General features: G+C 68.8%; 8 protein-coding genes. 6 read left to right on the forward strand and 2 right to left on the reverse strand.

Going from position 1 to position 13,271, the window contains the following annotated elements; translation table 11 throughout:
- Positions 1-209 precede the first annotated feature (209 nt).
- From glgP to ACZ6IE_RS06195, 3 genes are read left to right on the forward strand one after another with little or no spacing between them, the layout of a single operon-like run.
- On the forward strand, positions 210-3,170 hold the full coding sequence (gene glgP, locus ACZ6IE_RS06185) for an alpha-glucan family phosphorylase (RefSeq protein ID WP_464607222.1): 2,961 nt from the start codon (positions 210-212) through the stop codon (positions 3,168-3,170).
- Positions 3,171-3,174: 4 nt separating this feature from the next.
- Positions 3,175-3,627: a hypothetical protein gene (locus ACZ6IE_RS06190; protein ID WP_077053401.1), complete on the forward strand. Its 453-nt coding sequence runs from the start codon at positions 3,175-3,177 to the stop codon at positions 3,625-3,627.
- A complete protein-coding gene (locus ACZ6IE_RS06195; protein ID WP_464607223.1) occupies positions 3,624-4,448 on the forward strand; it encodes a putative protein N(5)-glutamine methyltransferase in 825 nt (274 codons plus the stop codon). The genes ACZ6IE_RS06190 and ACZ6IE_RS06195 overlap by 4 nt, the downstream gene beginning before the upstream one ends.
- On the opposite strand, the gene glgX is transcribed toward ACZ6IE_RS06195, so the two are convergent.
- Positions 4,445-6,499, reverse strand: a complete 2,055-nt coding sequence (gene glgX / locus ACZ6IE_RS06200; protein WP_464607224.1) for a glycogen debranching protein GlgX — start codon at positions 6,497-6,499, stop codon at positions 4,445-4,447. The genes ACZ6IE_RS06195 and glgX overlap by 4 nt on opposite strands.
- A 69-nt stretch (positions 6,500-6,568) precedes the next feature.
- Here glgX and ACZ6IE_RS06205 point away from each other — a divergent pair, with 69 nt between their 5' ends.
- The 3 genes from ACZ6IE_RS06205 (at position 6,569) to ligA (ending at position 11,448) form a co-directional block, all read left to right on the forward strand.
- The gene (locus ACZ6IE_RS06205) at positions 6,569-7,786 is read left to right on the forward strand and encodes a cysteine desulfurase family protein (protein ID WP_464607225.1); all 1,218 of its coding nucleotides are present in this window, start codon (positions 6,569-6,571) and stop codon (positions 7,784-7,786) included.
- Positions 7,787-7,850: 64 nt separating this feature from the next.
- Positions 7,851-8,969 (forward strand): tRNA 2-thiouridine(34) synthase MnmA, encoded by a 1,119-nt coding sequence (mnmA, locus tag ACZ6IE_RS06210; protein WP_464607226.1) that lies wholly within the window; start codon positions 7,851-7,853, stop codon positions 8,967-8,969.
- Positions 8,970-9,057: 88 nt separating this feature from the next.
- Positions 9,058-11,448, forward strand: a complete 2,391-nt coding sequence (gene ligA / locus ACZ6IE_RS06215) for an NAD-dependent DNA ligase LigA (protein WP_464607227.1) — start codon at positions 9,058-9,060, stop codon at positions 11,446-11,448.
- 103 nt (positions 11,449-11,551) lie between these two features.
- Here the strand turns inward: ligA and ACZ6IE_RS06220 are convergent, their stop codons facing one another.
- Entirely contained in the window at positions 11,552-13,246 is a 1,695-nt protein-coding gene (locus tag ACZ6IE_RS06220; protein WP_464607228.1) for a long-chain-fatty-acid--CoA ligase, read from the reverse strand.
- Positions 13,247-13,271 lie beyond the last annotated feature (25 nt).

A 13,271-nucleotide genomic window follows, 5' to 3' on the forward strand; every position in this document is an offset into this window, starting at 1 on the left:
CGGCCGCGGCCGCTTGGGGCGACGAAGCCTTCTTGGTGGTCTTCGCCGGTGTCCGACGTCGGTTGCCTTTTTCTGCTGCCACGAGAGCCGCTCCCCTTACCGTTGGTCCTTGTCCGACCGTACCGGAGTCGGGCTGCCTCTGTGAGGGGTTGTATCGTCCGGGCACAGCATCTAAGAGGGAGTTCACACCACCGGTTTATGCTGAGCGGGTGAAGGCGATCAGACGATTTACCGTGCGGCCCGTGCTCCCTCCCGCTCTCGACGCGCTCGGCGTGCTCGCCTCGAACCTGCGGTGGAGTTGGCACGAGCCGACGAAGCGCCTGTTCCGCGAGATGAGCGCCGAGTTGTGGGAGTCCACGGGGCACGATCCGGTGGCATTGCTGGGCGCGATCGGGGCCGACCGTCTGCGCCAATTGGCCGACGATCGCGGCTTCGTCGAGTGGGCGAACGGGCTGCGCTCCGACCTCGAGGTCTACCTGCGGGAGCCGCGCTGGTATCAATCGCTGGGTGACGACGCGCCGACATCCATCGCATATTTTTCGCCGGAATTCGGCATCGCGGCGTCGTTGCCGCAGTATTCGGGTGGCCTCGGAATCCTGGCGGGCGATCACTTGAAAGCCGCGTCAGATCTCGGCGTGCCCCTCGTGGCCGTCGGCCTGTTCTATCGGGCCGGTTATTTCGCACAGTCGCTGTCGGCCGACGGCTGGCAGAAGGAGAGCTACCCGGTTCTCGATGCGGATGGCCTGCCCATCCAGTTGCTGCGAAACGCCGACGCCACCCCCGTGGTCGTCACCCTGGCGATGCCCGACGGCGGAGCCTTGTCGGCCCGTGTGTGGCGCGCCGAGGTGGGGCGCGTGCCGCTCCTCTTGCTCGACACCGACATCCCCGAGAACACGGTCGAATACCGTGCCGTCACCGATCGCCTGTATGGCGGCGACACCGAGCACCGGCTGCGCCAGGAACTTCTTCTCGGCATCGGGGGAGTTCGAGCGGTCGAATACTGGTGCGATCTGTCCGATATCCCGTTCCCGACGGTCTTCCACACCAACGAGGGGCACGCCGGGTTCCTCGGCCTCGAACGCATCTCGTCGCTCATCGGGCAGGGTCTCTCGTTCGCCGAGGCTCTCGAGGTCGTGCGGGCCGGCACGGTCTTCACGACGCACACGCCCGTTCCCGCGGGAATCGATCGCTTCGATCGGGGTCTCGTGGCGCGTTACCTCGAGGGTGGCGACTTGCTTCCGGGCGTCGACCCGGGCGATGCGCTCGCTCTCGGGGCCGAGCCGACAGACGGGGGTGACGCGGGCGCGGGCGGCGACGCATCCGCGTTCAACATGGCCTTCATGGGTTTGCGGCTGGCCCAGCGTGCCAACGGCGTGTCCGAGCTGCACGGCGACGTGTCGCGCGGCATGTTCCAGAAGTTGTGGCCCGGTTTCGAGCAGGCCGACGTGCCCATCGGGTCGATCACCAACGGCGTGCACGCCGCGACGTGGACGGATTCGCGGCTCGTGCGGCTCGCCGAGGAGCGTTTCGGCACGACCGACACGACGAGCGTCGACTGGCAGTCCGAAGCCCTCTCCGACGACGACCTGTGGCGCGTGCGCCGCGAGATGAAGCAGGCGTTGGTGTCGGATGCCCGCGAGCGCGAACGGGCCCTGTGGCTGGAGCAGAACCGCGGCGGCATCACGCCGGACTGGATCGACCACGTGCTCGACCCCGATGTCTTGACCATCGGTTTCGCGCGCCGCGTGCCCACCTATAAGCGACTGACGCTCATGTTGCACGATCAGGAGCGCCTGACGCGCATCCTGACCGACCCCGACCGACCCGTGCAGATCGTCGTCGCCGGCAAATCGCACCCCCACGACGAGGACGGCAAGCGTCTCATCCAGAAGCTCGTCGAGTTCGCGCAGCAGCCGGCCGTGCGCGGGCGCATCGTGTTCCTCACCAACTACGACATCCGCATGGCCCAGGTGCTCTATCCGGGCACGGATGTCTGGCTGAACAACCCGCTTCGCCCGCTCGAGGCGTGCGGCACCTCGGGCATGAAGGCGGCCATGAACGGTTCGCTCAACCTGTCCATCCTCGACGGCTGGTGGAACGAATACTTCGACGGCGTCAACGGCTGGGCGATTCCCACGGCTCCGGGCGAGGGGGCCAGCGAGGAGCGCGACCTGTTCGAGGCCAACGCGCTCTACGAACTGCTCGAGACGCGCGTCGTGCCCGAGTTCTACGACCGCGGCGACGACGGTGTGCCGAGGGCCTGGATGTCGCGCGTGCGGCATTCGCTCGCCCACCTGTCACCCGAGCTCAGCGCCGAGCGCATGGTGCGCGAGTATGTCGAGAACCTCTACCTTCCCGCGGCGCGTTCGCGAGCTACCCTCGCGCCCGAGAACTCCCGCCCGGCCCGCGAGTTGGCCGCCTGGAAGCAGCGCGTGCGCGGTGCCTGGCCGGGCGTCGCGGTCGCCCACGTCGAATCGGGTGGACTCGAGCACGTGCCGCAGGTGGACGACGTCCTGCGCCTGCGAGCCCGCATCCTCACGGCGGGTCTGTCGCCGGATGAATTGAGCGTGCAGGTCGTCTACGGTGCCGCCTCCTTCGATGGAGAACTCACCTCGACGAGGATCGCCGAGCTGCGACCCGCCGAGAGCGCGAACGCGGGCACGGCCCCGGATGAACCGGCCGATGGATCGCGCGAGACGATCTTCGAGGGTGAGGTCCGGCTCGTGCACTCGGGCGGGTTCGGCTACACCGTGCGAGTATTGCCGCGGCATCCGCTCCTCGCGGCACCCAGCGAACTCGGGCTCATCGCCCACCCCGACGACAGCCAGGGCGTCGCGACGGCCGAGGCGCTCGGGCGGGTTCCGTCATTGCTCGGCGAGACGATGCTTCCGATGACTCAGGGGGGCCACAGCGGCGATTCGCGCCCCGCTGATTTCGGTGACTCCCATTCGGACGGGTCCGGCGCGGCGGGTTCCTCGCACGCGATCGGCTGGTCGGAGAGCGGCGCGCATGAGCACGCCGACAGCGAGGATAGCCGTGCCCACGGCGACGGCGCACACGGGGACGGCCCACACGGGGACGGCCCACACGGGCACGGCGCACACGGGGACGGTGCCCACGGGGACGGTGCCCACGGCGGCGGCGCAGACACCGATCGCGCGGAGGGCTGACCCGATGTTCGACCTCGACGCGTTCCCGGGCGGCCGCATCGTCGGCGGCCTGGTCGTCATGTCGATGATCGCGGTGGTGCTGTTCTTCTTCGCACGGTCATATCGCCAGTCGACCGCGGCAGGGGCGAACAGGCGGTTCGATACGGTCGAGATTCCGCCCGACATCCCGGGTTCGCGTGAATTCATCGTGCGCGACGACAAGACGGGGTCGAGCTTCCAGTTCATCGTGCTGCACGACTACGCGCGCATCACGCGAGTCCTGGTGCCGAAGCGTCATGAGGGCGCCGGAGCCGAACGCGACATGTTCGTCGAGGCGCTCAAACGCTCGGGCGGCGTGCAGAACTGGGCGTGGCCCGTGTCCACGGCCGAGGGGCAAGAATTCCTGGTGCGTTTGTCGCACGAGTTCCCGCAGCTCAGATTCGTCGACGGGTATGGCAACCGCATCGGCTGGCAGTGAACGAGCCCGGCAGCCGAGACACCCACGACATCGAAGCGGATGTCGCGCGCCGTCTGCGTGCGGCCGGATGCGTGTTCGCCGAGGAAGAGGCCGCCTTGCTCGTGGGAGAAATGCTCGGTTCTGAGCGGCCGGACCCCCTCGCAAACCGAGTCGCCCTCGAGCGGATGGTGGCGCAACGCGTCTCGGGCGTGCCGGTCGAGTACGTCCTCGGCTGGGCGCTGTTCGACGGCATCCGCGTGCGTGTGGGGGATGGCGTCTTCGTGCCGCGGCACCGCACCGAGTTGTTGGTCGAAGCGGCCGCTTCCGTCACCCGACCGGGAGACCCGGTCGTCGACCTTTGCTGCGGGTCGGGGGCGATCGGGTTGGCCCTCGCCGGGCGGGTGCCCGGCATCGAATTGACCGCCGCCGATATCGACCCCCGCGCCGTCTCCTGGGCCCGCGTGAACCTCGAACCGGTGGGCGGGCACGTCTTCGAGGGCGATCTGTACGCCGCACTGCCCGAGAGTTTGCGGGGCCGCATCCGCACGCTCGTCTGCAACACGCCCTATGTGCCGACCGCCGAAATCGCGCTGCTGCCGCCCGAGGCCCGCCTGTACGAGCCGCGCGGCACGCTCGACGGCGGCGACGACGGGCTCGACATCCAGCGCCGGCTCGCAGAAGGGGCCTCCGACTGGCTCGCGCCGGGAGGAACGCTCTTCGTCGAAACCGGTAATGCGCAGGCACACCTGTCGGCCCAGATGATGCGGGCGGCCGGACTCGAGGCAGAGATCATCCGCTCGGTCGAGGGCGACGCCACCGTCGTCAGCGCTCGCCGCGGTTAGTCGTTTTCGGCCCGGAACAACCACATCGACGTCGCGCACACGTCGACGACATCGCCCGGCGCGAAGACGGCGCCGTCGGCACCCGCCACCTCATCTTCGGCGCTCGACCACAGCGAGCGATAGCGCACCACACCGTCGTGATGCGGCAGCGTGACACTCACGTCGGTCTCGACGCCGTGCACGATGAGCAGGACGCGGTTGAACTCCTCGGTTTCGGGCGTCGACGCGGCCACATATTGCAAGGTGCGGTGGCGGGGCGACGTCCAGTCCTCGTCGCTCATGGTCGCACCCGTGGCGTCGTACCAGTCCATCTCGCTCGCACTCGGCACGCGCACACCGCTCTTGCCGAAACGTCGGGGCCGTAACGCCGGGTTCTCGGCGCGCACACGCGTCAGCGTTTCGACGTGCCGGCGCAACGCCTGCTCGTCAGGCGTCGGCTGGTAGGACAACCAGGTGAGCTCGCTGTCGTGACAGTAGGCGTTGTTGTTGCCGCGCTGGCTGCGCGCGACCTCGTCGCCCGCGGTGATCATGGGCACGCCCGCCGACAGCAGAAGCGTGCCCAGCAGGTTGCGCATGGCCTTGCGACGCGTGGCCAGGATGCCCGGATCGTCGGTTTCGCCCTCGGCGCCGTGGTTGAACGAGCGGTTGTTGTCGCTGCCGTCGCGATTCGATTCGCCGTTGCCCACGTTGTGCTTCACGTCGTAGGACACCAGGTCGGCCAGCGTGAAACCGTCGTGCGCGGTGACGAAGTTGACCGATGCCAGCGGCCCGCGCGCGGCGCTGAACGTGTTCGACGATCCCGCGAGCCGGGTGGCGAAACCGCCGATGCCGACGGGCGGATCACTTGCGCGCCGCGAATAGTCCACGTCGCTCAACCAGAAGTTGCGGGCGCGGTCGCGGTAGCGGTCGTTCCACTCGTGCCAGCCGTCGGGGAAGTTGCCCGTCTGCCAGCCGCCCATACCCACATCCCAGGGTTCGGCGATCATCTTCACGCCGGCGAGCGCTGGATCGTCGACGATCGCGGCGAGAAGCGGATGCTCGGGGTCGTACTCGTGTCCCGCATTGCGCCCGAGCGCGGCCGCCAGGTCGAAGCGGAACCCGTCGATCTGCACCTCGTTCGCCCAATAGCGCAGCGAGTCGAGCACGAGCCGCTGGCCGCCCGGCGAGTTCGTGTCGAGCGTGTCGCCGCAGCCCGTCACGTCGACGTAGCGCCCGCGATCGTCCTGACGGTAGTAGCTCGAGTCGTCGAGGCCGCGCAGGCTGAGTCGCGGACCATCCGGCCCTTCCTCCGCCGTGTGGTTGTAGACCACGTCGAGCAGCACCTCGAGCCCGGCCTCGTGCAGCAACTTCACCATGCCCTTGAACTCGCGCAGCACAGCGGCGGGCCCACCAGCCTGAGCGGTGCGCGACGCATAGGGCGCGTGCGGGCTGAAGAACGACAGCGTGTTGTAACCCCAATAGTTGGTCATGCCCTGCTTCAGCAGCCGTTGCTCCGACACGAAGGCGTGAACGGGCAACAACTGAACGCTCGTCACCCCGAGGGTCGTGAGGTGCTCGATGGTCGAGGGATGCGCGAGCCCCGCGTAGCTGCCCCGCAGGTTCTCCGGCAACGCCGGGTTGAGCTTCGTCAGCCCCTTCACATGGGCCTCGTACACGACCGTGCGATCGAGCGGCACGGCCGGCTTCTGCACGCCGCCCCAGTCGAAGGATTCATCGACGGCCGTCGAGCGCCATTCGCCCTGGGCGACACGTTGCAGACCGCGGCCGTACGGGTCGAGCAGCAGGGCGTCGGGGTCGAAGCGATGCCGCGGGCCGGTGGGGCCGTCGGCGCGCAGAGCGTAGCGGCGCCCGGGGGTGAGCAGGGGAGAGCTGGCGGTCCAGACATCCGATTCGCCGCGCGTCAGGGGCACCCGGCCCGTCACCCATTGGGGATCGGTGTCGTCGAACAGGACGAGCTCGATGCGGGTGGCGCTCGCGGACCAGACGCCGATGCGGCCGCCAGACCCGTCGAATCTCACACCGAGGGACGCGAACGGGTCGGGGGTTGTCATGAGTTCTAGAGTAGTAAGGGCGTTCGACGGCAATGTTACGAGCACCTGAATGCGTCTGAGGAGCACGATATGGCGGTCTATCTCGACCACGCGGCAACCACCCCCATGCTGCCGGAGGCGATCGACGCCTACACGCGCGCCCTCGGCACGTTCGGCAACCCGTCCTCGATCCACTCGGCGGGGCAAGAGGCCAAGCGTCTGCTCGAAGAATCCCGCGAGACCGTTGCCACGAGCGTGGGCGCCGACCCCATCGAGGTGGTCTTCACGTCGGGCGGCACCGAGGCCATCAACGCGGCCATCAAGGGGCTGCACTGGGCGCGCAACGTCGAGGAGGCGCGGCCTCTCATCCTCGCGCCCGGGGGAGAACACCACGCCACCATCGACGCCATCGAATGGCTTGTCAACCGGCAGCAGGCCGAGGTGCACTGGCTGCCACTCGACGGCGACGGGTTCGTGCTGCTCGACGCCCTCGAACGCGAGCTCATCGACAACGGCGACCGTGTGTCGCTGCTCACGAGCATCTGGGTGAACAACGAGGTCGGCAGCATCCAGCCTATCGAGCGGATGTCGGCGCTCGCCGCCCGCTTCGGTGTGCCGTTCCATGTGGACGCCGTCGCCGCCTACGGGCATGTGCCCATCGACCTGGCCGCGGTGCGCGCCGCGAGCGGAAGCACCGGCGGCGCGGGTCTCGTGGCGCTCAGCGTGTCGGCACACAAGATCGGTGGACCGGTGGGCGCGGGCGCGCTCGTGCTCTCGCGTCGCGCCACCATCGAGGCGCTCGTGCACGGCGGCGGGCAGCAGCGGCAGGTGCGTTCGGGCACGCAGGATGTCGCGGCCGCTGCGGCTTTCGCGGCCGCCGCGCGTTCGGCGGTCGAGCGCATGGCCGGCGAGGGCCCGCGGCTCGCTCGTCTGCGTGACCGGCTCGTGGACGGGGTGCGCGCGGCCGTTCCCGACGCCGTGCTGAATGGTCCGACGGGCGACTCCCGCGTGGCCACCAACGCCCACTTCTCCTTCCCCGGGTGCGAGGGCGACTCGCTCCTCTTCCTGCTCGACATGGCGGGGGTCGCCGTCTCGACCGGGTCGGCGTGTCAGGCGGGCATCCCCGAGCCCTCCCACGTGCTGCGGGCCATGGGCCGCGATGAAGATGCGTCGCGCGGAGCCCTGCGCATGACCCTCGGTCACGGCAGCACCGACGCCGACGTCGACGCGCTGCTGGCCGCCCTGCCGTCGGCGTACGCCCAGGCGCGCAAGGCGGGTCACGCCGACCGCGCGGTCGTCCCGCGCTGACACCTCCCGGCGCGCGTACAGTGGCCCCGACGCATCCGCTCTCACACGCGCGTAGACTTATCGGATGAAAATTCTTGCGGCGATGTCTGGCGGTGTCGATTCTGCGGTGGCTGCCGCCCGAGCGGTCGATGCCGGTCACGAGGTGGTCGGTGTGCACCTGGCCCTGTCCCGCATGCCGGGCACTCTGCGCACGGGCAGCCGCGGGTGCTGCACCATCGAAGACTCGACCGACGCTCAGCGTGCGGCCAACATCATCGGCATCCCCTACTACGTGTGGGACTTCTCCGAGCGCTTCAAGCTCGACGTGGTCGACGACTTCATCGCCGAGTATTCGGCCGGGCGCACGCCCAACCCGTGCATGCGCTGCAATGAGAAGATCAAGTTCGCGGCGCTGCTCGAGAAGGCCATCGACCTCGGTTTCGACGCCGTGTGCACGGGCCACTACGCCACCATCGTCACCGACGACCAGGGCAACCGCGAGTTGCACCGCGCGAGCGCCTGGGCCAAGGACCAGTCCTACGTGCTGGGTGTCCTGACCGCCGAGCAGCTGGCGCACTCGATGTTCCCGCTCGGCGAGACGCCGTCGAAGGCACTCGTGCGTGCCGAGGCCGCCGAGCGCGGTTTCAGCGTGGCCTCGAAGCCCGACAGCCACGACATCTGCTTCATCCCCGACGGAGACACGAAGGGATGGCTGGGCGAGCGTGTCGGCATCGCCGACGGCGCCATCATCGACCGCGAGGGCAACACCGTCGGCGCCCACGAGGGTGCGCACGCCTATACGGTCGGACAGCGCCGCGGCTTGAACCTCGGCGTGCCGGCGCCCGACGGCCGCCCCCGTTTCGTGCTCGAGGTGCGCCCGAAGACCAACGAGGTCGTCGTCGGTCCCAAGGAGGCGCTGGCCATCGCCGAGATCGCCGGAAGCCGTTACACCTGGGCAGGTCTCCCGCAGCAGCACCCCGAAGAGTCGTTCGACTGCGAGGTGCAAATCCGCGCACACGCCGACCCTGTGCCCGCTGTGGCGCGCATCCAGTCGACCGAGAACGGCGACGAGTTCGTCGTCACCCCCGAGATCGCGCTGAATGGTGTGGCCCCCGGTCAGACCGCCGTCATCTACGTCGGCACGCGCGTTCTCGGCCAGTTCACGATCGATCGAACGGTCAGCGCGGTCCCCGTCGGGGTCTAGCCGTCGGGTGCCCGGCTGCCCGGCTGCCGGGCTCGAGCACGGGGCGCAACCCCGTTCGCTTGTCGGTGGTGATCTCTAAACTGGTGCCATGAGCACGAGCCGCGATTCTTCAGCCCCCGTCGACGAGCGCACCCATGACGAGGTGGCCGAGCTCGAGCGAGCGCGCGACGAGGTCGACGAGCTGACCGATCGCATCCTCACGCTGCGCGACGAGTACTACGAGAAGAACGCGTCCACGGTCAGCGACGCCGACTACGACGCAATGGTGCGCCGGCTCGACGAGCTCGAGCGGCTGCATCCCGAGCTGCAGAAGGCTGATAGCCCCACGCAGACCGTCGGTGGCCGCGCCGAGACGACGCAGTTCGCGCCCGTCGAGCACGCCGAGCGCATGCTCAGCCTCGACAACGTCTTCAGCGAGGACGAGTTGGCCGAGTGGGCCGCCAAGGTGGAGCGCGATGCGGGTTCCGAGCGTGTGCGCTTCCTCAGCGAGCTGAAGATCGACGGCCTCGCCATCAATCTGCGCTACGAAAACGGTGTGCTCGTGACGGCCGCCACGCGCGGCGATGGCGTCGTCGGCGAAGACGTCACGGGCAACGTGCTCACCATGGGCACCATCCCCGAGCGGCTCGCCGGCTCCGGTCATCCGCCCCTCGTCGAGGTGCGCGGCGAGATCTTCTTCCCCGTCGAGTTGTTCGACCAGCTGAACGAGCGCCAGCGCCAGGCCGGCGAGCGGGTGTTCGCCAACCCGCGCAACGCGGCCGCCGGGTCGCTGCGCCAGAAAGAAGAGGGCAAGAGCGCCGAGAAGCTCGCCCTCATGCAGAATCGCTTGAAGAGCCTGCGCATGCTCGTGCACGGCATCGGCGCGTGGCCGGTGCGCGAGCTCGAGCGCGACACTCACGTCACCTCGCAATCGGAGGTCTACGGCCTGCTCGAGCAGTGGGGCCTGCCTATCTCCACCCATTTCCGGGTCTTCGATACCATCGACGAGGTCGCCGGGTTCGTCAAGAAATACGGCGAGCAGCGCGCCTCGGTCGAGCACCAGATCGACGGCATCGTCATCAAGGTCGACGACCTGGGCCTGCACGAAGAATTGGGTGCCACCTCGCGGGCGCCCCGCTGGGCCATCGCCTACAAGTACCCGCCCGAAGAGGTCAACACCAAACTGCTCGACATCGTCGTGAGCGTCGGCCGCACGGGTCGTGCAACGCCCTTCGCCGTCATGCAGAAAGTCGAGGTGGCCGGCAGCGAGGTGCGCCAGGCCACGCTGCACAACCAGCAGGTCGTCAAGGCCAAGGGTGTGCTCATCGGCGACACGGTCGTGCTGCGCAAGGCGGGCGACGTCATTCCCGAGGTGCTCGGGCCCGTCATCGAGCTGCGCGACGGCACCGAGCGCGAATTCGTCATGCCCACCGAATGCCCCGAATGCGGCACCCCGCTGAAGCCCGCGAAAGAGGGCGACATCGACCTGCGCTGCCCCAACGCGCGCAGCTGCCCGGCGCAGGTGCGCGGGCGCGTCGAGCACATCGCCTCCCGCGGCTCGCTCGACATCGAGGGGCTCGGCGAGGTCGCGGCCGCGGCGCTCACGCAGCCCGCCGTGCCCGAGACGCCGCCGCTCGCCACCGAGGCCGGGCTCTTCGACCTGACGATGGCCGACATCTTCCCCATCGAGGTCGTCGTGCGCGACTCCGAGACGGGCATGCCGAAGCTCACCGAACAGGGCGAGCCCAAGCGCGACACCCCGTTCCGCCGCCGCCGCAACGTCAAACGAGACGGCGCGCACGATCCGGCGGCCGACGTGTTCGACGGCGACGAGACGTCGGTTCCGTCGAAGACCGCCCACGAGATGCTCGCCAACCTCGAGGCCGCCAAGACCAAGCCGCTGTGGCGCATGTTGGTGGGCCTCAGCATCCGCCACGTCGGCCCCGTCGCCGCACGGGCCCTGGCCAACTATTTCGGCTCGCTCGACGCGATCCGGGCCGCATCGCGCGACGAACTCGCGGCCGTGGACGGCGTGGGCGGCATCATCGCCGACGCGCTCATCGCGTGGTTCGAGGTCGACTGGCACGTCGAGATCGTCGAGCGCTGGGCCGCGGCCGGCGTGCAGTTCTCGACGCCCGGTCACCCCGGGCCGGGGGCCGCTACCGAGGCCGGGGGAGTGCTCTCGGGCGTCACGGTCGTGGCCACCGGTTCGCTCGAGGGGTTCACGCGCGAAGGTGCCCTCGAAGCCATCGTGCAGGCGGGCGGCAAAGCCGCATCCAGCGTCTCGAAGAAGACCGACTTCGTCGCCGCGGGCCCGGGCGCGGGATCGAAGCTCGCCAAAGCCGAGGCCCTCGGCGTGCGCATCATCGACGCCGAGCAGTTCGCGCTTCTCCTGCAAGAAGGCCCGGCCGCGCTGGCCGAAGCCCCTGAGGTCCAAGCCCCTGAGGTCCAAGGCCCTGAGGCCAAGTCGCCCGAGGCTTCGGACCCAGCGGCTGAATAGCTCGGCACGCTCCCGCACGGCGCTGAGGTGAACGCAGCGTCCTCCCCGAGGCGTGAGCGGGTCGTCGCGCCTGCAGGTCTGGCGGCGCGACTCACCCGGACAACTAGCCCGCGATGATGTTCTCGCGCACCTTCTTGCGCAGAACCTTGCCGATGAGCGACACCGGCAACTCGTCCACGACCACGATGCGGCGCGGCACCTTGTACGGCGTCAGCTGATCACGCGCGAACGTGCGCAGCGCCTCGGCATCGATCGTCTGGCCCGGCGCGGCAACCACAGCGGCCACGACATCCTCGCCCGAATGCACCGAGGGCACGCCCACGACGGCCGCATCGGCAACCGACGGATGCGTGCGCAGCGCGTTCTCGACCTCGGTCGGTGCCACATTGAACCCGCCCGTGATGATCAGCTCTTTGATGCGGTCGACGACGCTCATGAAACCGTCCTCGTCGAGCGACACGATGTCGCCCGTACGGAACCAGCCGTCGACGAACACGGCCGCCGTCTCGTCGGGTTTGCGGTAATAGCCGCCGAACACCTGCGGCCCGCGGACCAACAGCTCGCCCTCGGAACCGATCGGCAGAACCTCGCGCGGGTCATCCTGATCGACAACGCGCACCTCGGTGCCGGGAAGCGGCAGCCCCACCGTGCCCGCCTTGCGGTTGCTCGCCACCGGGTTCGCCATCAACACCGGCGAACACTCGCTCAGGCCGTAACCCTCGACGAGGAATCCGCCGGTGGCGGCCTCCCAGGGCTCGACCAGCGTCTCGGGCAACGTCATGGCGCCCGAGATCGCGATCTCGATGCCCTTCAGCGACACGCCCTGCTCGGTGGCCGCGCGCAGCAGGCGGTCGGCGATGGGCGGCACGGCCGGCAGGAACGTGGGCGGGCGCTTGGCCGCCACCTTCAGCACCAGGTCAGGGTCGAACTTCGGGAACAGCACCAACCGCGCCCCCATGCTCATCGCAAACGTGAGGCATAGCGTGAGTCCGTAGGCGTGGAACATGGGCAGCACGGCATACACCGTGCACTTGCCGCGCTCGATCGTGGGCACCCACGCGCGCGATTGCGCCGCATTGGCGAGCAAGTTGCCGTGCGTCAGGGCCGCACCCTTGGGCGTCCCGGTCGTGCCCGAGGTGTACTGGATGATCGCGAGGTCACCCGTCTCGGGGCGAGGATGCTTCGCGTCGAGCTTCTTCGAGGCGACCAACTTCTCCCACAGCACCGTGCCCGACACCTTCTCGGTGAGAGCGGCTCGCGATTCGCGCGCCTTCTTGATGGGAAGCGTGAGGGCCGCTCGAGTGTGGGCGGGCATGGCGCGTGTGACGTCGACCGAGATCAGGGTGTCGACCGCGACATCCGAGGGGAACTCCTGCACCGTGCGCACGACCTTGTTCCACACGATGGCCGTTTTGGCGCCGTGGTCCTCGAACTGGTGCCGCAACTCGCGCGCCGTGTAGAGCGGGTTGTGCTCGACCACGATGGCGCCGAGGCGCAAAACGGCGTAGAACGCCACGATGTGCTGCGGGCAGTTCGGCAGCACGATGGCCACGGTGTCGCCCTTCGACACGCCCAGCCGGCGCAAGGCTTCGGCCACGCGCGCGATCTGCACGACCAGCTCGTCGTAGCTCGTGGTGCGGCCGAAGAACTCGAGAGCGGCGGTGCGGCCGTACTGGGACGCCGATTCGTCGACGAGATCGACCAGGCATCCGGTCTGCGTGGGGATGTCGGTGGGCACCCCCTCGGCATAACTCTTGAGCCAGGGTTTCGCGTCTTCGTTGGTCGCTTCGAGGTTCACGCCTCCACTTTAGGTGTCGAGCGCG

This window comes from Okibacterium sp. AC114 (assembly GCF_979253355.1).